Raw genomic sequence first — 24,104 nt, 5'->3', positions numbered from 1 at the left:
CCTTCTGTGTCCAGAAATTAAGGCCGATTCCTCGACCATCGCTCTATCCGGGCTGCACGCTGATCACGCATGGCAGGCGGGGATGCCGCCGTGTAGCGCCACCATGTCGGCGAACATCCGGTCGACCTCGGCGAACACGCCCTTCCCGCCGTCGCGCAGTTCCGCGCAGGCCCGATGCAGGTTCGGTGCCAGCCGCTCAGGGTCAAGCAGGTCTTCAAACTCTCCGAGTTCCGCCTCCCGGGCCGCATCCAGGGGCGACATGCCCGCCTCGGCCGCCGCGCGCGCGAGGTCCATGAGCCAGGACAGGTACCGCTCGCCTTGATCCAGCAGTTCCGGGCCACCGACCGGCCCGTGGCCCGGGACGATGGTCGTGGCGTCGAACTCCCGCAGCTGCGCGAGAGCCGAGCGCAGCCCGGAAACCGAGCCGGTGAGCACGAACGGGGTCACCCCGGACATGACCAGATCACCGGCGAAGAGGACCCGTTCGCGTGGGAGCCACGCCACGGTGTCGCAGCCGCTGTGAGCCGGCCCGAACGAATGCAGCTCGACGACCCGCCCACCGACACGCAGGGTCAACGGCCCGGCGAACGTCAGGTGTGGCAAGACCAGTTCGAGCGCGCCCCACGGGACGTCCGGCCACAGGCCGGTCAGGTGCAGACCCGCCTCCTCAGCCTCATGGCGCGTGCGCTCATGGCCGAGTACAAGGGCCTCAGGGAAGACGAAATTGCCGAACGTGTGGTCACCGTGCGAGTGGGTGCTGACGACGGTGGACGGCGGCCCGCCCGCCACCCGGTGCACCGCGCGGCGCAGCGCCCGGGCGCGGGCTTCGGTGGCCGCTGTGTCGACGAGCACCGAGTGGTCGCCGGCGGCGATCAGGCCGGCGTTGTTCAGACACCAGCCGCCGTCAGGCTGCAGGTAGGCGTAGACGCCGTCAGCAACCTCCAGTAAGCCGGAGACTGCGGGGCCGAAGGAATCAGGCATACCCACACCGTCGTTGGGGTCGCTCGATCGCTGCTAGACCGCGCCTCCCTCCGGCCCCGAGGCTATCGGCGCTTTATAGCCCGTAGAGCGCGTGTGGCGACACTCCCTGCGCAACACCGACGTGCGACCAGGGAGGGGCCATGACCACAGCCGCGATGCTCGACCCGGACACCCTGCACACCCGTGTGCAGCGGTTCTACGCCGCGCAGATGCAGCGGCTCGACGAGTGTGACATCGAGGGTTACGCCGAAACGTTCACCGCCGCCGCGGAGTTCTCACACACTCCTGGGCGGCCGCCGTCGCGCACCCGCGCGGGTATCATCGAGGACCTGCGCGACTTCCATCACCGCTTCACCGACGACCCGATGCAGCGCCGCCACTGGGTCAACATGATCAATGTGGCGCTGGCCGAAGACGGCTCGATCGTCTCCACCGCCTACTGTTTGGTGGTGAAGGTTCGCCCCAAGCAGGAGCCTGTCTTCGTCAGCACCGTCATACACGACGTGCTCGTCGAGATCGCGGGAAAACTGTTCACCCGCTCACGCCACGTCTCCTACGACTGATTCACGGCTCGCGCCCCCTGCCATCGGGGGCGCGAGCCGTCAGCGGATGTTGTGGTTGACCCGGAACAGGTTGTCCGGGTCCCAGCGGCGCTTGAGCTCGCGCAGGCGCGCCCAGTCGGCAGTGGCGTAGGCGCTCGCGACGGCGTCGGGGGCGACGTCCGACGTCCCGAGGAAGGTCGGGATCCGGCCGCCGGTGAGAGTGGGTCCGAGCGTGGCCAGCAGAGCCCGGTGTTCACTCGCGAGCGCCTCGGCGTGCACCACCGATGTGGCGGGATTCGTGACGTACAAGGCGAAGGCGGCATCCCGGTGGGCGATCGCATTGGGCGTTTCGGGTGCCTCCGAGAAGCGCCCGCCGAGATGGCGTACCTCGATCAACCCAGGCGACGACTTCACCGCCGGGCCTACAGCCCGCAGGACCCGATCCGCTCCCGCCGTGTCGATCCCGCCGAACAGCCCACTCGCGGAAACGAACGCGCCCGGCTGAGTGGGGCCCGGGATGAGCGCGTTGATCCGCGCGACGGGGTGCGTGGTGACAGTGTCGTCGTCAGGACACAGTTCGCGGAGCCCGGCGAGCTCACGACGGCCCGAAGACGCCGACCCGACGTGCACGACGTTGACCACCAGCTCGCACCGGTCGTGTGGGTCCATGGGCCGCTCGTTCGCTGCGGGAAGCCGACGGAACACGGCCACCGACGTCGTGGCGTCCGTGACGGCACGGGTCCAGGCGAGGAAGCCGTGGAACGCACGTTCCACGGCGTCGGTCCTGAAGGTCAGCACGCCCGCGTACACCTCCGAGACCGGCATGAGGTCGATGACCAGCGACGTCACGACGCCGAAGTTGCTCTTGGCTCCGCGCACAGCCCAGAACAGCTCCGGTTCGTCGTGCGCCGTCAGACGTTTCCGACAGCCGTCCGGAGTGATCAGCTCGATCTCCCGGACGTTGTCGGCGGCGTACCCGTACTGACGGCCGAGGAAGGAGACTCCCCCACCGGTGACATAGCCGGCGACCCCGACGTCACCGGTCGAGCCGATCGGCGGGGCCAACTGCCACGGAGCCGTCGCCGCGACCACCTGGTCCCAGGTCGCTCCGCCGCCGACGCGTGCCGTCCGGCCGTCCGGATCGACCTCGACGTCGTCGAGGTGGCGGAGTTCGATGAGGAGGGCACTGTCCGGGGCGCTCGTTCCCATGCCGTGGCCTGTGGTCTGGACCGCGATCGGGATCCGGATGTCCCTCGCGAGCCGGACAGCCCGGGCCACGTCGTCGGCCGACTCGGCTCTGACGATCGCCTGCGGGCGATGATCGGTGAGCGTGTTGAACGAGGCGCGGGCGCGGTCATAGCCGGGATCCTCGGGGCCGATGACCGGCGATCCGAGGATGTCGCGAAGGCGAGCCACCAGCTTCGACGTCGGCTTCTGGCCAGGCGGGAAACAGAACTGCGACGGGGTTCGACCCGATGTCGGTTCCACGGTGTGTTGTCTCCTCCTACGGTGGGCGGGAAGGCTGCCGGACACACAGTCACCGACCGGGATCCACGCCCGGTCAACTACCGCTCCGACGACGTGCGTCCCTCAAACCCGTTGGGGGATCGGGTTTGAGGGACGCCGTCGGGCCACGACGGTGGCCGGTCGGGTGGTCAGTGACGCGCCATCTGCTGGGCTTCGTTGAGAGGCTGGCCGACGACGCGCGTGGTCACGAGCGCGGACACCACGAGCCCGAGGAGGGCAAAACCCGCCGCGACGTAGAACGCGAGCTGGAAACCGGCGAGCAGCGACTCCGGCGCGGCGGCCTGCGCGGCCGAGTGGCTGTCGGCCCTGGCGAAGGCCACCGTCGAGAGGATGGCGAGCCCGAGCGCGCCACCCACCTGGTTCGTACTGGTCACCAGACCGGAGGCGAGCCCCAGCTCACCTTCTCCGCTCAGGTCCTGGGTCGTGGCGGTCACGGAGCTGACCAGCAGTGTTCCCAAGCCCACGCCGGCGAGGAGCGCCGGCCCCAGCACGTCGACCCAGTAGCTGCCGTGGAGGCCGATCTGCGCGAGCCAGAGCAGGGCGACGATGAGGAGACCGAACCCGCCCATCAGCAGCGGCTTGAATCCGACCTTGGTGACCAGCTGCGAGGACACCGCGGCGGAGAACATGACCGCGATCGCGAACGGCAGGAACGCGACACCGTTCTGGAGGGCGCTGAAGCCGAGGACCTGCTGGAGGTACAGGGAGAGGAAGAAGAACGTGCCGAGCATCGTGCTGGCCAGCAGCAGCGCGCAGATCGCGCCGCCGGTCACGTTGCGCCGGGCGAAGATCCCGAGCGGGACGAGCGGCGAGGGGTGTTTCCTTTCGACCAGCAGGAAAATCACCAGCAGGACCACCCCTGCGCCCAGCGTCGAGAGCGTCACCGGCGAGCCCCAGCCGGACTGTTCGGATTTGACGATGCCGAAGATCAGCAGTCCGAGACCGGCCGTGACCGTGATCGCTCCCCAGAGATCGAGCGGGGGCCGCGCCGGCGAGCGGACGGAACTGACGCGGCGCAGGGTCAGGACGGCCACTACGACCAGGACCGGGATGTTGACGAGGAACACCCAACGCCAGTCCAGCGTGCTGGTCAACAGCCCGCCGAGCAGAACGCCGGTGGCACCCGCGGCCCCGGACAGGCCACCCCACAGACCGAACGCGCGGGCGCGGGCCGGGCCCGTGAACGTCGCGGTGAGGATGGCCAGCGCCGAAGCCGACAGCATGGCCGCCCCGATCCCCTGAGCGATCCGGGAGGTGACGAGCATCGCCGGGCTCACCGCGAGGCCGCAGGTGAGCGAGGCCAGCCCGAACACGGTCAATCCGGTCAGGAAGACCGTACGTCGCACGAACAGGTCGGACGCGCGACCGGCCAAGAGGAGCAGCCCACCGAAGGTCAGCAGGTATCCGTTGAGTACCCACTGCAGGCTGGTCCCGGAGAAGCCCAGGTCGGCCTGAATGGACGGCAGCGCGATGTTGACGATCGTGTCGTCGAGGACGCACATGAACTGCGCCAGGCACAGCACGACCAGCACCAGCGTCCGGCCCCTCACCTGATCGCTCGATCGAGCGGGAGTCTCGCTGGGTTCGGGCTTGTCTGTGAGGACCACGGCGTCCGGATCACTTCTCTCGTTGGTGGTCATGACTCCCTCTGGGCTCGAAGTGCGGCTCCGATGTCGCCGCGGTGTCATCGCCTGCCCGGAAGCGGGCCAGCACGCCGGGACGGCACTTGCGTGGGCAGGCATCCGCTACGGGCGACCTATTCGGAACCGTACCTCCGATTCCGTTTAGCCGTCAACAGTGTCGCCGGTGATGCCCGGGAACTCACCGCCGATAGAGCGCCGGTCGAGCGCCTGCCGCCACGGTCGTCCTGACGGCGGCGGGCCACGGCAGCCACTCTGACTGCCTGCCGCTTCGCACCCGTCCCCCACCGCACCACGCCGATGAAGGGCGGGCTTTCCCATGAGGACCTTGTTCGTCGCCGCTGGATTCAGTCCAGCGTCGGTATTCGCACTGGCTCCACTGGCGACTTCCCTGCGCAACGCCGGCCACGAAGTCGTCATGGCCGCGTTCGACGAGCTGGCTCCGACGATCACGGCCGTCGGGCTCCCGGCGGTCTCCTTCGAGACCGACAAGACCACCAAGAGCATCATGACGATGGACCGGCCCGGTGGTCCCATCAACTTCCCGACAGCTCCTGACGAGGAGGCCTGGTTCCTGGGAGCCTGGTTCGGACGCCAGGCCGCGGTCGGCCTCCCCGGTCTGGTCGAGTTCTCGCGCCGCTGGCGTCCCGACGTCGTCATCGGCGGCACGCTCGACTACGCGACGCCCATGCTCGGTGCCACCCTGGACGTCCCGCACGTCCGGCAGGCCTGGGACTGGATGCCCCTCGACGAGGCCCACCCTCATGCGGACGTCGAGCTGGCACCCGAACTCGCGGCGCTGGGCCTCGATCACGTCCCCCAGCCGGATCTCCTGGTGGACATCTGTCCTCCCAGCCTGCAACTGCCCGAGCACGACGGTGCCCGGATGATGCGCTGGATTTCCGGCAACCGACAGCGCAAGCTCGAACCCTGGATGTACACCAGGGCCTCGCGCCCCCGAGTCTGTGTCACCCTGGGCAGTCGACGCGAAGCGGGTAGCGGCGGCGGGGAATACCTGGACGAACTGGTGGAACAGCTCGGTTCGCTGGAAGTGGACGTGGTCGTGGCCGCGACCGAGTCCCTCGCCGAGGAACTACGGACCCGACACCCCGGGATCCGCGCGGACTGGCTCCCCCTCGAATTCATCCTCCCCACCTGCGACGTCATCGTTCACCACAACGGCGGCCTGACGGCGATGAACGCGATGGACGCCGGAGTCCCCCAGGTCATCCTCGACAGGTTCAAGCTGCTCCGAAAGTCGACGGACCTGATCGAGCAGCACGGATCGAGCCTGGTGATCCACGGCGAGGACAACACGCCGGCGGTCGTCGCCGGTGCGTGCGCGTCGATACTGGCCGACGCCAAGTTCGCGCGCCAGGCTCGCGCGCTGTCCGCCGAGATCCGCGCCCTCCCGGCTCCGCCTCAGATCGTCGCGGACCTGGAGAAGCTCGCCGCGCCGTGGCCGGGTTGAGCCCCGCGCGGTCGAGTACGACCGCGCGGGCCCGCCCGCTGTCGAGTCCACCCTCATTCGTCGAGGCGCGGTCGACCGGTGGTGGCGGCCACCAGCGCCTCGTACGCCATCTCCGTCGCCCGGTCCAGTGGAAGGCGGCGGTACTCGGCCTCGAGCACCTCGACCCCCCACACCGCGTCGTAGCCGCTCCGGCGCAGGGCGTCGACGAACCCGGCGACGTCGAGCTCGCCCGACCCCGGCAGCCTGCGGTGTTCGAAGCAGTCGGTGAAGAAGTCGGTGCCGGGCTCCGCCGTCCCGTCGGACAGCTCGGCCGAGGCGATCCACTCCGGCGGGAATCCGCGCACGACGTCGACATCGAGGCCGGCGCGCGAGATCTGCCAATTGTCGAGAATCACCCCGGCGGCGGGGTGACCTGCGCGCTGTACCAACTCGAGGGCCTGCACCGGTGTCGCCACCTTGCACACGGAGATGGGCTCGATGCCGATCCTTGCCCCGACGTCGGCGGCCTGGCCTGCCAGCTTCGCGAACTCGCTTACCAAGGGGCCGACGTCAGCGACCGGACCGATCGGCGGGATCACCTTGATCAGGTCCGCGCCCAGCGCGTCGGCCGCGTCCAGCAGAATTCGCCGCCGCGAGTCCGAGGCCACGCGCTCCTCGCCGGTCGAAGCCCAGCCGCCCAGGGCATCGAGCTCCAGATAACCGATCCCGTGATCGTCGAGGAGCGCGCGGATCCCGGCGTCGCCGTGCCGGTCGCGTGCGATCGCCAGATCCGGAACGTTGACGCCGATGCCGTCGAAGCCCGCCGCCGCGGCGGCCTCGACCCGGGCACGGATATCCTCGGGACTCGTGGCGGCGACGTCGCCGGGCACGGTGGCGCCGGCCGTCGTCCAGCAAGTGGCCACGCGACGTGGACCCCCGTGCGTCATGGGTTGCTCCTTTCGCTCGACCGACTTGGCCGGCCGACCCCAGGACGCGGGGACCGCGTGTCACGAAACATCATTCGATTTCCTCCAAGCATGCGGAACCAATCTTCCGCTTGTTGTATCGGCGGCCTAGGATAGGAACCGATGACCGAGACCTCACGCCCCCTGCGCGCCGACGCACGGCGCAACCGCGAGCGAATCACTCAAGGCGCACGCGAGCTGTTCGCGCGCCGCGGACGAGAGGTGCAGATGGATGAGATCGCGGAGTACTGCGGTCTCGGTATAGGCACGCTCTACCGGCACTTCCCCAACAAGGAGGCGCTGCTCACCGCACTGGTCCGCGAACGCTTCGAGGGAATGGCGGAACTCGCGCGCAGCGCCGACAAGCTCACTGATCCGCAAGAGGCGTTCGAGGAGATGCTGCGGACGTATCTCGAGGCGGCCGACGGCGATGCCATCTTCCAGCTCGCGCTCATGGGCTCCACCGACTTCGATTGGGAGGCCATCGAGGAGGAGAAGCACGTCTACGCCGAGATCCTCGCTCGGATCATCGAGCGCGCGGCCCAGGCCGGAGCGGTGCGCGCCGACTTCAGCCTCGACGACTTCCGGATGCTCGTCAGCAGCATCATGGCGACGATGTACTTCTCACGGGGCGGGCCCGCGGACTGGCGCCGTCATCTCGACCTCGTCCTCGACGGCGTGCGGCCTCGTCCGGAGCACTGACCACTCGACCGCGCCGCACCTGCTCACCGGTCGCTACGAGGGCCGGCCTCGCGACTCCTTGTATGTGCGCACGAGCGTCTCACTCGCGGCGCGCCAGATAGGAGCGCCATGTGTCGGCGAGCCCGTCGGCGAGCGTGATTCGCGGACGCCAGCCCAGCACCTCCGCGGCCCGGCGGACGTCCAGCCAAGAGTCCTGGCGGTCGAACGACCGCGCCACATCCTGTTCGGACACAAGGCCGCGGCCGACGACGGCCTCGAACTGCCGGTGCAGTTCGTCCAGCGACGTGGACTCCCCCGAACCGATGTTCAGGACGACCGGCCGCTTCTCCGCACGGAGTGCGGGCGCCCGATGCAGTACCGCGAGCATCGCGCTCGTGACGTCGGCGATGTGGATGTAATCGCGCCGCGAGCCTGCGTGCCCGAGTACGCGCAGCGGCTCTCCCGCGAGCGCCGCCTCCATCCAGTGCCCGACAACACCGTAGCCGGCGCTCGTGCGCTGCCCCGGTCCGTAGAAGTTGGCGACCCGCAGCACGACCGGCGCGACGCCGTCGACCGCCGCGGCCAACGCCTCCTCCTGCTCCACCTTGGCCCGGCCGTAGGCAGTGGTCGGATTCACCGCGGACAGCTCCGCATAGGGCGGTTCGCACGTTGCGTCGTACACCGTCCCGCCCGATCCCTCGAGCACGACGACGGGGCGCCGACCGCTCACGGACAACACGGCGAGCAACACACGCAGCTCCGCGATATCCTCGCCGACCCGGTCCGGGTCCCGTTCCGCGGCCGCGGGGCTCATCCGATCCGGCACGAAGAACACCACATCCACCCCGAGGAGATCCGGATCGGGGATCGAGCCGCGCAACGCCGGGCGTTCGCCGGTGTAGCCGAGCGTGGGAACACCCTCCCACCACAGCGCACGCACCAGCCGGGCGCCGAGAGAACCGTCAGCACCGATTACGGCGGCCAGCGGCTCGTTCGCGGTATTGAACGAAGGCATCATCACTCCTGTCGTCGCCATCTCGGAAACCGATGCCGACACCTTGTCCGACGTGGTCACTTCTGAAGTGACATCCGTTGTAGCGCAACGGGTATAGCGGTCGATCATCGACTGGGACAACGGGTGAACAAGCACTGGGCAGGAACCAGGAAATACCTGCCTATGCGGGACCCCCGCCTGCAACTACCTCCTCCGGAATCGGCGACGTCATACCCTCCAGGGGTTCGCCGGCCGCGGCCATTATGTAAAGGCCGTACGAGGAATGGGAGAGATCGCGACCGAGGCCGTAGCACGTCTCCCTGTCGATGAAGCCCATCCGCCAAGCGATCTCCTCCAGGCAGGCGATCCGAACCCCTTGGCGGTGTTCAAGGGTCTGCACGAACTGGCTCGCGTCGATCAGCGCGTCGTGGGTGCCGGTGTCAAGCCAGGCAAAGCCGCGGCCCAAAGAAACCAGACGGCACTTACCCCGGTCGAGGTAGTGCCGGTTCACGTCCGTGATCTCCAGCTCGCCGCGCGACGAGGGCGTGAGGTGCGCCGCGATGTCGACGACGTCGTTGTCGTAGAGGTAGAGCCCGGTCACCGCGACGTTCGAACGTGGCGCCGCCGGCTTCTCTTCCAAGGCGACCGGGTCGCCGTTGGCGTCGACCTCGACCACGCCATAACGCTCCGGGTCGCTGACCGGGTAGCCGAACAGCACGCAGCCGTCGATGTCGCGGGCAGCGTCACGGAGCCTCCGCCCGAAACCGGGGCCGTGGAAGATGTTGTCCCCCAGTACCAGTGCCACCGGCTCATCGCCGATGTGGTCGGCGCCCACGATGAAGGCGTCGGCCAGGCCGCGCGGCTCGTCCTGCGCGGCATAGCTGAACCGCACGCCGAGCGGGGAACCCTCACCGAGAAGGCGGCGAAACGATTCCAAGTACTGGGGGGCGGATATGATCAGGATGTCGGTGATACCGGCGAGCATGAGCACCGAGATCGGATAATAGATCATCGGTTTGTCGTAGATGGGCAAGAGCTGTTTCGAGGTGCCTAGCGTGATCGGATGCAGGCGGGTTCCGTTCCCACCGGCCAGGACGATCCCCTTCACGATTCCCTCCAGCGTGACGCTGCGCGGCGGGCAGCCCGCGTCTCAGGACCACGTACGCATGGCGAGGACCCGGGCGATCGTTCAGGCGGCCGGCCGGACCGGCCGAATCCCGGGGCGATCATCGCGCCTCGTCTTCGCTGTTCACCCAGACCACCCGGTAGGGAAACGCGGTCATCCAGCGCTGGGTGAACTCTCCAAGGGGCGCGTGCACGGAAAGCTTCTCCAGCGTGCCGAGATCCGCGCAGCGCACTTCTGCAATCGCGGAGGAGACGAAGACCGGTGCGTGGCTCTCCTCTGCGAGCGGGACGTGCTTGCGGTAAGTGAACGAGTCGGCGATACCCGAGCTGCCGATGATGTTGGCGAGCTCGCCGAAGAACTGCTCGCGGTCCGATCCGGACATCGCGTCGGGAAACGAGAAGACGAGGGTGTGGGTCAGCATCGGGTGGTCTCCTTGAACTCCGGTCCGGTCATCGGCATGTCCTGCCAGGTCACCATTGCGTCCTCGCCCACAGCGCCGCCGCGGAGCGGGCATAGTGGCCGGTCTGCAGCACCAGCATCAGCTCCAGCAGCTTCGCCTTGTCGCCCTCCACAGCGAAGCGGCCGGTAACCAGGGCGGTGGCGACATGGAGCTCGCCGGTCTGGAACGCGACGAGGTCGGCGTAAGTCGTCGTGATCGTGAGGTCGGGGGTCTCCAGCCGTCCCCGTGCGGCACGCGTCAGGGTGCCGCGACGCACCACCCAGTAGTGGTCGATCTCGCCTTCGGGGGTATCGGTCGCGTGGAACTGCAGCCGGACGTCAGCCCTCGCCGGGGGCGCCGGGGCAGCCGTGGTCAGCCGGCTCAGCTCGGCCAGGTACTCATCGGAGAGGTACTGCACCGTCGGCGCTGCGTTCGTCCCGGCGGTCATGACGCCCTCCCTTTCCCCTCTCGCGTCCCATTTCTCACGATCATGGCCTCGACCTGGGGAAACGCGACTCGCGGCCGGTGGCGCAACGACTCGGCCAGTTCCAGACGTGGAAACCGTCGCAGGATCTCCGGAAACACGACCTCGGCCTGGAGCTTCGCGAGCCGCCACCCTGGGCAGGCATGGATGCCCGCCCCGAAGGAGATCGGGCTGCTTTCCGCGCGGGTGATGTCAAAGCGATCGGGGTCCGTGAAATGCTCCGGATCGCGGTTGGCCCCGGCGATCAGCACCATCAGGCGCGACCCAGGCGGGATCGCGACTCCCCCGATCTCCGTCGTCTCGTCGGTGGTGCGCGGGACCATATGGGCAGGCGGATCCATACGCAGCACTTCGTCGATCGCGGAACCCATGAGCGACGGGTCACCCCGGACCAGGTCCGCCTGGTCCGGGTTCTCCATGAAGAGCCGGATGCCGTTGGTGAGGAAGAACGTCGTCGTCTCGCTCCCCGCGGCGATGATCATGTGGCACATCTGGACGAGTTCTGCCCGGCTGAGCCGGGCGGCCTCGTCATCGGTGTCGATCAGGGCGGAGAGCAGGTCGTCCCCGCGCGTACGCTGTTTTCGGTCCACGAGCCGGCCGTAGTACTCGTCCAGGAAGTCCGCGGCCCGGTCCGCCGCCTGCAGCTCCGAAGCGGTCATCCCCAGCTCGAACACACGCTGGAAGTCCCTGATCGGTTCCCGCAGCAACGGGGCCTCCTCCTGGGGCACACCGAGCAGGCCGGCGACGACGCTGAGGGGCAACGGGAAGCAGAAGTCGTTGCAGATGTCGCCGCCGCCGTCGCGGACGAACGGCTCCAGCAGCTCGTCGACTCGCCGCACGATGAAGGCACGGTGCGCCAAAACCCGTTTCGAGGTGAAAGCCCGACTGACGATGCGACGAAGCCGGGTGTGCTCGGGCGGGTTCGCCCACAGCATGGTCGAGCCGAGCTTGACCAGAGCAGCGTGCTGGTCCCACTCGTCGCTGAAACGCCCGGCCATGAAGGTGTGCACGTCCTTGCCGATGTACTTGGCGCGCAGAGACGCGTTCGCGTCGTCATACCGGGATACCACCCAGGTTCCCAGGGTGCTGCGATGAACGGGCACGGCCTCACGCAGGCGGCGGTAGCGCGCATGCGGATCGACCCGCCCTTCGGGGGAGAACAGAAGCTCGGCGAACGCCTCGTTGGCAGCGTGCTCGGCCACGGAGTTCATCGTCGTCACGTCTGCGGTCATCGGGACTCCTCTCTAACGGACTCGCCTGCGGCGCGCGAGCAACCGTCAGGCCGACGGAACACTCGCCTCGACCACATGCAGGAGCGGGGGCACCGGGGTGACACTCTCGAGCCGGAGACCGGCGCGCTCCACCAGCGCCGTCACGCCTTTGCGCGTGTGACGGCGCCCATTCGTGTTGAGCAGGAACAGCAAGTCGATCCCCGTGGCGTACCGGATCTCCGGGCTGTCGTCGACGAGGTTGGTGATCATCAGCACCCGGCTTCCTGGCCGCCCGGCCTGCGCGGCGTTGCGCAGTGCCGTCACCGTCCACTCGTCGTCCCACTCGAGAATGCTCTTGAACTGGTAGATGTCCGCCCCCTTGACCGGGATGTCCACCAGGCAGTCGCCCTCGAGCACCTGCGACCGCCCGGCCAGCGCGCCGCCGGGGCGCAGCCGCGGGTCCGGCTCGGCTACCGCAGCGGGCAGGTCGACCAGGGTCCCGTGCAGATGCGGGTTCGCCTCCAGGATCGTGGAGAGCGTGTAGCCGCGACCGCCGCCGACGTCGGCGAAGGTCCGCACGCCACTCAGGTCGAACGTCTTGGCGATGGCTGCCGAGGTCAGGCGGCTGAGCTCGGTCTGGGAACGGTTGAAGATCTCCGTGGAGTCCGGCCACTGCGCGTGAAGGTGCGAGAAAAACCTGTCCCCGTACTTCCCCTCGAAATCGCCCCGGCCGGTGCGAACGGCGTCTTCAAGGTCCGGCCACAGCTCCCAGGCCCAAGGCTCGGTGACCCAGAGAACCCAGTACTTGAGCCGCTGCGGGTCGTCCTCGCGCAGCAGACGCGACATCGCGGTATGGACGATTCCGTCGGCGTTCTCGTCGAAGACGCCGTAGGAGCGCAGCGCGCGCAACAGGCGCTCGAGGATCGCCCCGTCGACGTCGAGGGACTTCGCGAGGTCGTCGACGGTCACGGGGGCGTCCCCGATGTGGTCTGGGAGCCCGACCCGGATGGCGGCCCGCAGCGCGGCCGGTGCGGCGGAGGCGAGGGAGATATCGCGCAGCGTCGTGATCGCCGACGAGTCCGGTATCGCGCCGCCGCCCGACGGATTGCTCCGGATGATGGTCATGTGGTCACCTCTCCTGTGAATGGCGAGATTTCGGTTCGGCTTGACGACCGACCGAGGGCATCACCGGCGATTCGGCTCTATGACCGTTGTCGGCGGTTCGAGGACAATGTTCAGCCGACCTGGTAAAGCGGTGCTCGACCACGACTAGGATCGCGTTGCTCTCGTGGAGGTGGTTCCCACCGGTCGCGATGGTCGCGGTACCGAGCGGCTGTCTCGGCGAGGCCGGTGTCGATGCTCGTATGCGGGACATAGTGAGGGGTAGGGCAAAGGCGTCGGGTCGACGTGTCCGGCGAGGGCGTGTGGTGTCACTCAGGGTGAGGGGTGTGTGGATTTCTGGTCATCCAACGCACCAAAATCCACACAGTCGACGCCACATGCCCGGTGTCGCGCAGAGTCACCGACACCGTCCACAAACACGCCAGGTTTGCCTTACCCTCAATAACCCGGCTCGGTCTCGATTTCGGTGGTACTCACCGATCGATTGCGGGTGCCAGGACCCGACCACCCGCACACCCTGAAGGTCCGCGACAACTTGCACGCCGGCAGATGGATGCGGACATGTACGAGACGCCTGAAGATGCCCTAAACCGGAAGTCGAAGCTAACTTTCCGGAGGTCGCGGTACCGATCACTTAGGTGAGGCAGCAGGGGACGCCGATGGTGCGGATCACGTTGAGCGGCAGGACAATCGTCGATGGCGCGGCACCGGTATTCCGCGCACCTCACCGTATTTCGTCGTGGATGTCAAGGAATTCGACGATCGATGCCGCCGATCTCGACCCCGCGCTCCGGAAAGGTGACAACCGCGTCCTTCGCGCGCAGCGAACCTGTTCTCCAAGAACGCCCTCATCGACTGAGATCGCGAGGGATCACAGTGCCGGCGGCTCGGGCAGCGCGGCGGTCATCGCGCCGTCCACGGTGACGATCTCACCGGACACGAACCTGGCCTGATCGCCGAGGAGGAAGGCGATCACGCGCGCGATGTCGTCCGGCCCGGCGAGTTCGCCGAGTGGCTGCAGCCCGGTCAGCGCGTCGCGGGTCGCCGCGTCCTGCCAGCGATGCGCGTTACGCGGCACCCTGACGAACCCCGGCCGGACGACGTTGCACCGCAGCCCGCGCGGTCCGAGTTCCACGGCGGCGGCGCGGCCGAGCGCCTCCAGCGCGGCCTTGGCCATCGCGTACGGTGCCTGCCCGCCCCAGGCCAAGCCCGCGTGGATCGAACTGACCAGCACCGCGGCGCACGGCCTTCCCTCGGCACGGGTTATCAACTGTTGCAACGGCTCCAGCGCGGACACCGCACCGACGTCCAGCACCCTGCGCAGCGCGTCCGTCGTCTGTTCGGCGAAGGGGGCGCGGTGCTCGCTCAGCAGGCAATGCACCAGACCGGTCACGCTGCCGAGTGTGTCGAACGCGGCGCCGACCACGGCCGGATCGGTCGCGTCGCCCTGGATCCACGGCACTTCGGCGTGTTCCGGCGGAGGTGGCGCGATGTCCACCACCGCCACCTCTCGCCCCTCCGCCAGCAGCGCGCTCACCACGGCCGAGCCGATACCGCCCGCGCCGCCGAGCACCACTACTCCGCTCACGCGACCCATTCGGCCGTCCCTTTGGTGAAGAAGGAGCGCACGACGAGTCCCGCCGCGGCGGTGACCAAGGGATTGCCTCGGGACCGTGGCCGGACCAGCGCCTGCGGCGGAGTCGTCTCGACGCGATCGCGCACCACTTCGAGCCATCGGTCCGAGGGCGCGCCGCTACCGCCGAGGATGACCATGTCCGGCCGCATCAGGTCGTACACCGTGTCGGCCACCAGAGCCACCTGGGCGCTGCGCGCCTCGAGAAGCCCGCTCGCGACCGCATCCGTGTCCGCCAGGCGGATCAGGTCCGTCAGCGAGGTCACCGTGAGCCCGGCGTTTCGAGCCGCGGCGAGCAGGGCCACGTCCGTCCCGCATTCGCGGAAGCGCCCGTGACCACCATTCGTGAGATCGGGTACCAGGAGGCGGCCGAAGCCGCCCTGGATGATGCCGTTCGAGCTCGTATCCGCCGGCCGGCTGAGGAACCCCGTCTCCGCGACGTTGCCGACGAAAAGGTACGACACGTTGTGCTGCCCCAGTCCGGCGCCGAAGGTGAGCTCGGCGCCCAGCAGGGCACACACGTTGCCGTCGACCACGACGTCGAGCCCGGTCCGCTCCCGCAACGGGTCGGCGACCCGGACGTCGGTCCAGCCCAGCACGTCGTTGCGCACGACCCGACCGGTCTCGCGGTCCACTTCACCGCCGGCGGTCACCCCGATGCCCAGCACCGGGCCCGGTGCGGAGCCCGCCATCTCCGCCGCCAGGTCCGCGGCGTGCCGCAGGGTGGCGACGCTGTCCGCCGGATCGCGGTTCTCGGCACGCGTCCTGACGCAGTGACCGGCCAGGTCGATCAGTCCGGCCGTGGTCCGTTCGAGGCCGAGGTGCACGCCGACCGCGTACCGGCTGGCCGGGTCCAGTTCCACCGGCACCCGGGGCCTGCCGACCCGGGTGGACTGCTCGGCGAGTTCACGGACGACACCGGCGGACAGCAACGGCTCGATGATCCTGCTGACGCTGCCGTGGTTGAGGGACAGCTCCTTCGCGATGTCGCCGCGCGCCAGCGGGCCGCGCTGGACGAGCAGCTGGAGCACGGCGGCCGTGTTGGCCTGGCGGGCCTGACGCGGCCTGGTCCCGCTGAGGCCTGGGTTGTTCATCCTTCACACCGGCTTTCCGGACTCGACACCGTTGGTCTCCTCGAGTTCGACACCGGTGGTGGCCAGCCACGGCGATACCAGCACGATCACCGCGCTGACCAAGAACGCGCAGGCGTACCACGCGACGATCGTGATGCCGTGCTTCTGCGCCAGCATGGGCGCCAGGAACACGTTGAGCGCGATCGCGAGCCGGGTCACGCACTGGGCGATACCGGATCCGAGACCCCGCAACGAAGTCGGGAACGCTTCGGTGCTCCACACCCAGGACAACACGCCCGGGCCGAGCCAGGTCAGCATGGCGTACACGACCCAGAAAGCGACCAGGCCCACGCCTGCCCGCTCGCCGGTGAGCGCGATGCCCACCCCGGCGGCGAACACGCCGAGGCACGTCCACACGCCCAGCCGGCGTCGGTCGACCCGGTCGATGATCGCGGCGCCCGCCACGACGGCGACCAAGCCCACCACGAAACCCAGCAGGGAGAAGTACAGGGTGTTGGAGACCCCGATGCCGGTACTGCTGATGATCAACGGTCCCGCGACAGTCGCCACCGCGCCACCGAAGGCTTGGATGGCGAAGAACGCCGTGACCGTCGCCAGCCGTCGCCACGCACCACCGGACACCAGCATCCGGTAGCTGCGCTTCTCCGAGACCTCACGCTTCGGCGGCTCCAGCCCGAGCGCGTCGTAGATCCGCTGTGCTTCCTCCCCGCGACCGCGCGCGCTCAGCCACCGGGGCGACTCCGGCAGGAACTGCCTCGCCACCAGCACCGCGGCCGCGGGCAACGCGGCCAGGCCGAACAGCCACCGCCAGGTCTCGTTTCCGAACAGCGGCTGGAGCGCCAGCGCGAGCAGCACCGACGTGATGGCGCCGGACAGCCACATCATGTTGGGCAAGCTGCCCGCGATCCGGCCCCGGCGGGCTTTGGGCGCGATCTCGGTGAGGAAAGCGTGTGAGGTCGGGATGTCCATGCCCACCGCGACACCGAGCACGAATCTGACCGCGACCAGTTGCCACACGTCTTGGACGAACGCGGCGGCGAGGGACGCCACCACGAAGACCACCAGGTTGACCATGAAGATCACCCGGCGGCCGAATCGGTCGGCGAGGTCACCGAAGACCACCAGGCCGAGCGCCGTCCCCACGAACGCCGTCGCGGTCACCAGCCCGACCTGGAACGCGGTGAGGTGGAACGACGGCTTGAGGAACAGGACCGCGGCGCCGATGACGAGCAGGTCGTAGCCGTCGATGAACTCGCCGAACGCGACCAGCCTGCCGGTCCAGTTCCGCACGAATCGAGCCCGCCCCGGTGACATCGACGGAGGGCTCGCAATGCCCGGCACCATCAGTGTTCCTCCCCACCGCGCTTTTTGTGCGACGAACACCAAACTACGGCCCACGCCGGCTCCCCTGCCTGGATCCGACGCTCTTGGGGACGATCGGCCAGCCGGGGCGGACCGATCAGGCAACCGCCTCGCCGGAGCTCAGGCAGTCAACGGCAGAAGCCGATGCTCGGGCCGTGCGATGCTGGGGAGGATGATCCACGATCCCGGCTGACACCAGGGTCCGACGACTTACCGGAGGGTGAGCTGATCCATGGCCGGCGAGAACACTGTCAGACTCGCGGTACTGATCGACGCGGACAACGCGCGACCCTCGATCACCGAGGGGTTGCTGGCCGAAGTCGCCAAGTACGGCACCGCGCACGTCAAACGCGCCTACGGCGACTGGACCGGCACCAACCTCAAAGGCTGGAAGGACCACCTGCTCGCCCAGTCGATCCAGCCCATCCAGCAATTCGCCTACACCACCGGCAAGAACGCCACCGACGCCGCGATGGTCATCGACGCCATGGACCTGCTCTACTCCGGCCGCTTCGACGGATTCTGCATCGTCTCCAGCGACAGCGACTTCACCAGACTCGCCGCGCGCCTGCGCGAGTCCGGCCTCACCGTCTACGGCTTCGGCGAACGCAAAACACCCCAGCCCTTCGTCGCCGCCTGCGACAAATTCATCTACACCGAAAACCTCACCTACCCCCACAACCCCACCGCGCCGGCAGAAGCGGACCCAAAACCAAAACCCGTTACGGCTGCCGCGCAGCTGAAGGCCGACACAGCACTGGTGAACCAGTTGCGCAACGCGGTCGAGGCAGCCTCCGACGACGACGGTTGGGCCGCACTCGCCGCGGTGGGCAGCATCATCACCAAACAACGCCCGGACTTCGACCCGCGCAACTACGGCTATCCCAAGCTCAGCGGCCTGATCATCGCGACCACCCTGTTCGAACAGGACCGCCGCAGTCCCGGCGACGGTAAATCAGCGATCATCTACATCCGCGACAAGCGACGTCGATCCGCCGAGTAGCCCGCGCGTCTTTCCTACCCGCCCGACGGGTCGCGACCTCCCATCGGACAGCGCCTAGCAGGGCGTACCGGTCGCGATCTCGTGTGCCACCGCGGTGATGTTGACGTCCATCAAGGTCGGCAGGGACGCCACGCTCGGATAGTTCGGATACTTCGCCGTCACCTTGGCCTTGACGCCCGCCAGCTCCTCGGCCGTGACCGCCGCACCGCCCGGTGAGTCCACCGCGGCGGTCGGCGCCACGAACGCACGGAAGTCGCGGATGTACCGCTCCTGCTTGTCGATCAGGTCGCGGGAGCCTGGTGCGCCGTGCCCCGGATACAGGGTCCGCGCCTGGGGAAAGCGGCTACGCAACTGGTCGAGGTCGGACAGCCAGCCGCAGGTGTGCTCCTCCAGCAACGCCGGCGTCATGCGGTTCGCCACGATGTCCCCGGGGAACAGCGCGTGGCGGGCCGGCTCGTAGAACACCGTCTCCGCGTCCGTCTCCCCTGGGCCGAGCTCCGCGGTCGCCAACCGCAGGCCGCCGATCGTGATCGACTGGTTCGGCCGGAGCACGTGATCCGGGACGGTCATTTCGCCTGGGCCCGGGTAGTCGCCGCCGCCGGACTGCCTGGTCAGCTCGTAGAGGCCCTTCGAGTCGGTCTTGATCTCGTGGATGGCCCCGGCCGACGCGTACATCGGCGCACGCGGGAAAGCCTTGTGCAGCACGCCAAGGCCGCCGACATGGTCCGGATGAGCGTGCGTGATCAGGATCCCGACCACCGGACGGTACACGGCACGGATTTCGTCGACCGTCTTGCGTGCCTCCGACAGCGTGCGGCCCGCGTCGACCAGGATCAGGCCACGGGGCGCGGAGATCCACAGCACGTTGACCGAGCCGGGATTCGGCGACGCGTGCCGCCCGACCGAAAGCGAGGCGGCGGACGCCGGTGTGGGGACCAGTACCAGCAGCAGGAGTGCGAGGATCACCTTTTTCACTGGAACCGCCCCGCGTTGGCCCGGGCCCACTCCGCGAACGTCCGCGGTGGACGGCCGGTCACTTCGAGAACCGTCGGGAAGACCGTTGCCTCGTCGAGCTTTCCCTCCGAGTAGAAGCTGAAGAACGCGTCGACGTACTGCTCCGGCATCTGCGTGAGCATCTCCGCGCGGGCCTCGTCGTCGGGCTGCGCCTCGTACCGGATCTCGCGACCGAGTGCCTCGGCCAGGATCCGCACCCGCTCCTCCGGCCGTAACGCCTCCGGGCCGGTCACCGGGTATTCGCGGCCCTCGTGGTCCGCTGACACGAGCGCCTTCGCCGCGACGGCCGCGATGTCCGCCGGGTCGATCACCGCCGACGGCACGTCCGGCCACGGTGCCCGCACCACACCGGACTTCACCTGGGGAGCCCACTGCAGCGTGTTGGTCATGAACATCCGCGGCCGCACCATCGTCCATCCCAGGCCGGACGCCCGCAGCTTGTCCTCGGTCTCGATCATGTATCCGGCGACCGCGTTGGACCGGTCGCCGGTCTCGGCCGAGCCGCCGGACAGCAGCACGACGCGCTGCACACCGGCTCGCGAAGCCTCACCGAAGATGTCCGGCGAGTAGCCGCTGAGCAGGAACAACGCGGTGGCCCCCTCGAGTACGGGCCGCAGCGTCGCCGGGTCGGTCAGGTCGCCCGCCACGGCCGTGGCACCGGCCGGCACCGACGCGGTCGCCGGATCCCTGGTCAGGGCCCGCACCGGTTGACCGGCCTCGGCCAGCAGGCGGACCACTTCCCGCCCGACGTTCCCAGTGGCCCCAGTCACGACAATCATCGATTTCACTCCCCAGTGATGTTAAAACCGTTGATGTTAGGGATCGTTCCCTAACGTGTAAGCTACGCGATCATGAGGCGAACTGCCAAGGAGACGAGAGAGCACGTCCTGGCAGTGGCGCACGACCTCTTCTACTGGCACAGCATCAAGGGCACCGGTGTCGACGCCATCGCCGCGACGGCCGGTGTCGCGCCGACGACCCTGTACCGCCTGTTCGCGTCGAAGGACGACCTCGTCGCCGCGTACGTCGAGCGCGCCAGCGGGCTCTACAAGCAATGGTTCGTCGCGGCGACGGCCGATGGCGAGCCCGCTGACCGGATCATGTCGCTGTTCGACGCGCTCATCGAGCAGGTACAGCCGGAACACTGCCGCGGTTGTCCGTTCCTGATGGCGATGGCCGAGTTGCCGGAAGCATCGGCCAAGGCACACGTGTTGGCAGTCGAGACCAAGACGTGGGTACGCGAGAAGATCGGCGAGCTGACCGCCCGACTGACCACAAAGGACTCCGAGGTGCTCGCCGACCAGATCTTCCTTGTCATGGAAGGGGTTTACGCGTCCGTGCAGTCGCACGGTGCCGACGGGCCGGCGCGCCAGGCACGCGGGCTCGTCGAGGCCCTGCTCCGACCAGCCCGTCATGGAGGTTCTCGCCGCTCGTGACATGTCTCGATCTTGCGCGACCTGGATGTTCTCGGTTGCCGCCTGCCCGAAGGTCCTCATCGCGGCAGAAGCGGGCGTCGTCGGTGTTTCGCTCGGCGGGGCAGGCTGCGAGCACTGGCCGAGTACCGTCTCCCGCCTGACAATCCGTGCCCCGCGGATGGGTCGTGGCGAGGCCGTCGGCCTCAGGTGCCGTCGTCAAAACGGACGAAGGAGCGCAGCGTGCCGGGTCCGTAGTCGCGGATCTCGGTGTAGCCCAGACTCTCGTAAAAGGCGTGTTGGCCCGGTTCGTCGTCGGTCAGCAGGACCTTCTGCCGGACCGTGCGATAGCGGTCCAGCACTGCCTTCACGAGAGCGCGGCCGATCCCGCGGCGTTGCTCGGCCGGGTGCACGAGCACGTCTTGCAGGTAGCAGATGGTCGCCCCGTCGGACAACGCGCGAGCGAGGCCGACCAGTCTCCCGCTCTGGCGCGCGGTCACTACGTAGGATGCCCCGGCCACGCCTGCCTGCAGCAGGTCGGGCGAGTCGGTGTAGACCGACCAGCCCACCGCTTCGTAGAGCGCCAGCAGCTCGTCCACGGGTATGCCTGATTCCGGTCCGATCACGAGCTCGGCTTCGTCCACGCGACGATCCTGACACATCGGCTGCGGCCCTGATCGCGCACGTGACGACAGCACCAAGAGCCCGCCGGCGGAGGCACTGCACCGCGCTCGACACGACTGCCGAACCGGGTCAGGTTGCCTGCTCCTCGTCCCTCGAACCCGGCCGGTCTGCCGAAATACCATCGCCTCTGCCCACAACTCGGCGAAACACGTTCGCCGGCTGATGCTTCTGCGGTCGGAAGCATCAGCCGACGAACTTCTTCTCCGGCTCCCAGAGCCTTTCCACCGCCTCGGCCACCCGCGCCGATGCGCAGACCTCAGCGACCGAGTTGAGCTATGTGGTCGGGATGGGCAGCAATTCGTAGCCGACGGTCGACACCATTCCGTCCGGCGCGGTGAGCACGGCGGTGCCGACGATGTCTCCGGCGTCGTTGATGCCGGTGGCGCCCCCCAGCCGCACGTTCGGGGTCGGTTTGATCAGCGAGTTGAGCTCGGTCGCGTGGCCGTTGCGGTACACGAAACCGTTGCCGATGCCCGACACGTCGGGGAATACAGCGTCGTCACCGACGATCACACCGTCGGTGTTGATCGCGGTGGCGTGCGCGGTGCCCTGGTTGACGCCACGCGGCACGTTCAGGTCGATCGCCTTGCCGCCACTGAACATCACCGCGTGGGAGTCGAGGAGCGAGCTGCCGGCGGGCGCCGCCGAACCCACCGCCTGCCCGGCGGTGTTGATGGCCAGCGCCTCGCTCCAGGCTCCACCGTTGAGCTGGCCGAGCGTGGTGAGCTTTCCGTTGGTCCACTCCAGTGCCACTTGATTACCGCCGGTCAGGGTGCCACCGGGGACCGTGGCGTCGCCGACGACCACTCCGTTGCTGTTCTCGCCGAGCGCCTCGGTGTCCTTGGAGCCGCCGAGCGGCGGCAGGTTGGTCACCGTGGTGCCGTTGCGCTGCCACGGTGTGATCAAGGTGGGGCCGCCCTGCCAACCCACGATCTGCTGTTGATCGTTGATACCGAACGCGTCCGCCGACCCGGTGGGATTCACGCCGAGGTCCGATCCGGCGCCGCCGGGCCCTGGCCAGATCGCCGGGCGGGTGATCTCCACTGCCCCACCGGGGACCACGACGTTCTTCAAGTAGCGCCCCACCACCACGCCCTGGCCAGTGATGGACCGCGGCACGGAGTTCTGGTTGTTCGTGCCGGGGTCGGCCAGGAAAATGGGTGTCGTCGTACCGGCCTTGACGACGAAGCCCTCCTCCCGCCCGAAACGCGCCGGGTCGAGACCGACACCGATGATGTCGCCGCGCGCGTTGATCCCGCGGTAATCCAAAGTTTTCGCGGAGCCGAGCACGAGTCGGTACTGCGGAGCGGGCGCGGCGGCTGCGATGGGCGCGGCCATGCCGACACCCACGGTCACCGCGCCTGCTGCCAACACGGCTACCCGGAAAGGCAAACGCATGGAAATCCTCCCTCGATAGAAACATCAAGGCTTCATCAGGTAATACGTGCCGGGGTTACGCGCCATGATTTGGCGAGATGGCCAGTGCGCCTTTACCGATGCCGGCCATGGCTCGTTCGCGGCGGCGGCAAAAGCCCTCCGGGAACTGTAACCCGCCTGCGTATCAACACAGGTAAGCATCCAGACAGACTGGGAGGATGTTCGATACGCAAAGCAATGGCCATGATCGCCGTCGCCCTCAATGAAATCCCAGTACGGCGACGGGCCGGTCGGTAAGCCGTTGGTCGCGGGCGGGGAGTTCGAGGTCGCCACTGCCGCCAAGCAACACCAGTCAGTGTCCTTAGCGGACAACGGTGTCGGGTTCTTCAACAACCCCGATGACCCGCCACAGCAGGCGGCATCGCCGCTACATACAAGGAAATGTCCGCTCATGCCGATGAGCGAGCGTTCGCCACCGTTTGCGGTTCCTGACGGTCTGCGATCAGCTGGCGTACGGTTTCTATGGACCTCACAGCGATGAGGTGTCGCCGGGATTGTTCAGCAGCCAATCCTGTACCCGTTGGGATGCCGCGAGTTCTGCAGCGTGCACGTCTGGACGTTGCTCGGCCGGCCGACGCCGGATCTCGACCGCCTTGGTGACCGCGGCCAGCGCCTCCTCCCGCCGCCCTAGCGCACCCAGGGCGTGTTTGTCGGCCGCCGCGGTGGGATCCACCCGCGAACCGCCCTGGGTGACGGCCTCCGGCCTGGGGTCGGCACGGTGCGGGCCTGAGGGCGGTTGTGCCCTCCCCGCCCGCCACACGTCGTCCTTACGCTGCGGTGATGCTGGTGATACGGCTCCTCGCAACTCTACTGTGGTTCAGTGTTTCGGCTGGCATGGTCACCTACGCTGTCCACGACCTGAACGTGCGGGACGCACCGACCTCCAGCATCGAGGGCACGGTCATCGCGCACCGGCAAGAGAGTCACCTACCGCCACAGCACACGGAACCGCACTTCACCTACTTCATCACCGTCCGCAGCGCGGCCGGGGACTTCGAGTTCGGCAACGAACAACAGGCGACCGACACCGAGCCCGGTACCCCGGTAGTAGTGCACGTCTCGACGGCGACCGGCGGGATCGTGTTCCTGCGCAAGGGCACCACGGTCGTGGATCTGCGCAACACCGTGGACACGGACGTGAACATCATCGTGCTCGGCGTGGCCGGTCTGTTCATCGCCTTGGTGCGTGAACTCGTCATCGACGACCACACCTACCCGCGGTGGTTGGGATTCATCTTCGGCGCGCTCGCAGCGGCCGTCGGCGGATGGCTCGCCCTGACGCTCGCAGGGTGACTCCCAAGCG

General features: G+C 68.1%; 24 protein-coding genes. 6 read left to right on the top strand and 18 right to left on the bottom strand.

Annotated features, from left to right (window positions below; translation table 11 throughout):
• Positions 1-63 precede the first annotated feature (63 nt).
• Positions 64-981 (bottom strand): MBL fold metallo-hydrolase, encoded by a 918-nt coding sequence (locus ACZ6YV_RS14875; protein ID WP_465510099.1) that lies wholly within the window; start codon positions 979-981, stop codon positions 64-66.
• A 140-nt stretch (positions 982-1,121) separates the two neighbouring features.
• Between ACZ6YV_RS14875 and ACZ6YV_RS14870 the strand changes: the two genes are divergently transcribed.
• Positions 1,122-1,544, top strand: coding sequence for a nuclear transport factor 2 family protein (locus tag ACZ6YV_RS14870; protein ID WP_465510098.1), 423 nt, complete (start codon positions 1,122-1,124; stop codon positions 1,542-1,544).
• A 39-nt stretch (positions 1,545-1,583) separates the two neighbouring features.
• On the opposite strand, the gene ACZ6YV_RS14865 is transcribed toward ACZ6YV_RS14870, so the two are convergent.
• Both ACZ6YV_RS14865 and ACZ6YV_RS14860 read right to left on the bottom strand, forming a co-directional pair.
• Positions 1,584-3,011: an FAD-binding oxidoreductase gene (locus tag ACZ6YV_RS14865; RefSeq protein WP_465510097.1), complete on the bottom strand. Its 1,428-nt coding sequence runs from the start codon at positions 3,009-3,011 to the stop codon at positions 1,584-1,586.
• Positions 3,012-3,178: 167 nt separating this feature from the next.
• A complete protein-coding gene (locus ACZ6YV_RS14860; protein ID WP_465510096.1) occupies positions 3,179-4,690 on the bottom strand; it encodes an MFS transporter in 1,512 nt (503 codons plus the stop codon).
• 319 nt (positions 4,691-5,009) lie between these two features.
• On the opposite strand from ACZ6YV_RS14860, the gene ACZ6YV_RS14855 reads away from it, so the two are divergent.
• Complete coding sequence (locus tag ACZ6YV_RS14855; protein WP_465510095.1) at positions 5,010-6,161, top strand: nucleotide disphospho-sugar-binding domain-containing protein; 1,152 nt, start codon at positions 5,010-5,012, stop codon at positions 6,159-6,161.
• 53 nt (positions 6,162-6,214) lie between these two features.
• On the opposite strand, the gene ACZ6YV_RS14850 is transcribed toward ACZ6YV_RS14855, so the two are convergent.
• Positions 6,215-7,087: a sugar phosphate isomerase/epimerase family protein gene (locus tag ACZ6YV_RS14850; protein WP_465510094.1), complete on the bottom strand. Its 873-nt coding sequence runs from the start codon at positions 7,085-7,087 to the stop codon at positions 6,215-6,217.
• A 141-nt stretch (positions 7,088-7,228) separates the two neighbouring features.
• Between ACZ6YV_RS14850 and ACZ6YV_RS14845 the strand changes: the two genes are divergently transcribed.
• Entirely contained in the window at positions 7,229-7,807 is a 579-nt protein-coding gene (locus ACZ6YV_RS14845; protein WP_465510093.1) for a TetR/AcrR family transcriptional regulator, read from the top strand.
• Between the two features lie 79 nt (positions 7,808-7,886).
• On the opposite strand, the gene ACZ6YV_RS14840 is transcribed toward ACZ6YV_RS14845, so the two are convergent.
• The 9 genes from ACZ6YV_RS14840 to ACZ6YV_RS14800 form a co-directional block, all read right to left on the bottom strand.
• Entirely contained in the window at positions 7,887-8,801 is a 915-nt protein-coding gene (locus ACZ6YV_RS14840) for an NAD-dependent epimerase/dehydratase family protein (protein ID WP_465510092.1), read from the bottom strand.
• Positions 8,802-8,961: 160 nt separating this feature from the next.
• Positions 8,962-9,888, bottom strand: a complete 927-nt coding sequence (gene rfbA, locus ACZ6YV_RS14835; protein WP_465510091.1) for a glucose-1-phosphate thymidylyltransferase RfbA — start codon at positions 9,886-9,888, stop codon at positions 8,962-8,964.
• Positions 9,889-10,006: 118 nt separating this feature from the next.
• Positions 10,007-10,327 (bottom strand): hypothetical protein, encoded by a 321-nt coding sequence (locus ACZ6YV_RS14830; RefSeq protein WP_465510090.1) that lies wholly within the window; start codon positions 10,325-10,327, stop codon positions 10,007-10,009.
• A gap of 49 nt (positions 10,328-10,376) precedes the next feature.
• The gene (locus ACZ6YV_RS14825) at positions 10,377-10,793 is read right to left on the bottom strand and encodes an SCP2 sterol-binding domain-containing protein (RefSeq protein ID WP_465510089.1); all 417 of its coding nucleotides are present in this window, start codon (positions 10,791-10,793) and stop codon (positions 10,377-10,379) included.
• On the bottom strand, positions 10,790-12,061 hold the full coding sequence (locus tag ACZ6YV_RS14820; protein ID WP_465510088.1) for a cytochrome P450: 1,272 nt from the start codon (positions 12,059-12,061) through the stop codon (positions 10,790-10,792). The genes ACZ6YV_RS14825 and ACZ6YV_RS14820 overlap by 4 nt, the downstream gene beginning before the upstream one ends.
• A gap of 45 nt (positions 12,062-12,106) precedes the next feature.
• Positions 12,107-13,165, bottom strand: coding sequence for a methyltransferase (locus ACZ6YV_RS14815; RefSeq protein WP_465510087.1), 1,059 nt, complete (start codon positions 13,163-13,165; stop codon positions 12,107-12,109).
• Positions 13,166-14,033: 868 nt separating this feature from the next.
• Positions 14,034-14,750, bottom strand: coding sequence for an SDR family NAD(P)-dependent oxidoreductase (locus ACZ6YV_RS14810; RefSeq protein WP_465510086.1), 717 nt, complete (start codon positions 14,748-14,750; stop codon positions 14,034-14,036).
• Entirely contained in the window at positions 14,747-15,889 is a 1,143-nt protein-coding gene (locus tag ACZ6YV_RS14805) for an ROK family protein (protein WP_465510085.1), read from the bottom strand. The genes ACZ6YV_RS14810 and ACZ6YV_RS14805 overlap by 4 nt, the downstream gene beginning before the upstream one ends.
• A gap of 3 nt (positions 15,890-15,892) precedes the next feature.
• A complete protein-coding gene (locus ACZ6YV_RS14800) occupies positions 15,893-17,179 on the bottom strand; it encodes an MFS transporter (RefSeq protein WP_465510084.1) in 1,287 nt (428 codons plus the stop codon).
• Between the two features lie 304 nt (positions 17,180-17,483).
• Between ACZ6YV_RS14800 and ACZ6YV_RS14795 the strand changes: the two genes are divergently transcribed.
• A complete protein-coding gene (locus tag ACZ6YV_RS14795) occupies positions 17,484-18,254 on the top strand; it encodes an NYN domain-containing protein (RefSeq protein ID WP_465510083.1) in 771 nt (256 codons plus the stop codon).
• 54 nt (positions 18,255-18,308) lie between these two features.
• Here ACZ6YV_RS14795 and ACZ6YV_RS14790 read toward each other — a convergent pair whose 3' ends face one another.
• Together ACZ6YV_RS14790 and ACZ6YV_RS14785 are read right to left on the bottom strand one after the other, a co-directional pair.
• Positions 18,309-19,220: an MBL fold metallo-hydrolase gene (locus ACZ6YV_RS14790; RefSeq protein WP_465510082.1), complete on the bottom strand. Its 912-nt coding sequence runs from the start codon at positions 19,218-19,220 to the stop codon at positions 18,309-18,311.
• A 5-nt stretch (positions 19,221-19,225) separates the two neighbouring features.
• Positions 19,226-20,047 carry an NmrA family NAD(P)-binding protein gene (locus ACZ6YV_RS14785; protein WP_465510081.1) on the bottom strand — a complete coding sequence of 274 codons (822 nt, stop codon included), beginning with the start codon at positions 20,045-20,047 and terminating at the stop codon, positions 19,226-19,228.
• 72 nt (positions 20,048-20,119) lie between these two features.
• On the opposite strand from ACZ6YV_RS14785, the gene ACZ6YV_RS14780 reads away from it, so the two are divergent.
• Positions 20,120-20,704 (top strand): TetR/AcrR family transcriptional regulator, encoded by a 585-nt coding sequence (locus ACZ6YV_RS14780; RefSeq protein ID WP_465510080.1) that lies wholly within the window; start codon positions 20,120-20,122, stop codon positions 20,702-20,704.
• 182 nt (positions 20,705-20,886) lie between these two features.
• On the opposite strand, the gene ACZ6YV_RS14775 is transcribed toward ACZ6YV_RS14780, so the two are convergent.
• The 3 genes from ACZ6YV_RS14775 to ACZ6YV_RS14765 all read right to left on the bottom strand — a co-directional run bounded on the left by ACZ6YV_RS14775 (position 20,887) and on the right by ACZ6YV_RS14765 (position 23,474).
• Complete coding sequence (locus ACZ6YV_RS14775) at positions 20,887-21,324, bottom strand: GNAT family N-acetyltransferase (protein ID WP_465510079.1); 438 nt, start codon at positions 21,322-21,324, stop codon at positions 20,887-20,889.
• Positions 21,325-21,637: 313 nt separating this feature from the next.
• Positions 21,638-22,762, bottom strand: coding sequence for a hypothetical protein (locus tag ACZ6YV_RS14770; RefSeq protein WP_465510078.1), 1,125 nt, complete (start codon positions 22,760-22,762; stop codon positions 21,638-21,640).
• A gap of 508 nt (positions 22,763-23,270) precedes the next feature.
• Positions 23,271-23,474 (bottom strand): hypothetical protein, encoded by a 204-nt coding sequence (locus ACZ6YV_RS14765; protein ID WP_465510077.1) that lies wholly within the window; start codon positions 23,472-23,474, stop codon positions 23,271-23,273.
• A gap of 161 nt (positions 23,475-23,635) precedes the next feature.
• On the opposite strand from ACZ6YV_RS14765, the gene ACZ6YV_RS14760 reads away from it, so the two are divergent.
• The gene (locus ACZ6YV_RS14760) at positions 23,636-24,094 is read left to right on the top strand and encodes a hypothetical protein (RefSeq protein ID WP_465510076.1); all 459 of its coding nucleotides are present in this window, start codon (positions 23,636-23,638) and stop codon (positions 24,092-24,094) included.
• Positions 24,095-24,104 lie beyond the last annotated feature (10 nt).

The organism is Amycolatopsis sp. NPDC102522 (assembly GCF_055584485.1).
The sequence above is the reverse complement of the archived record's forward strand: the minus strand, read 5'-3'. Positions and strand labels throughout refer to the sequence as shown.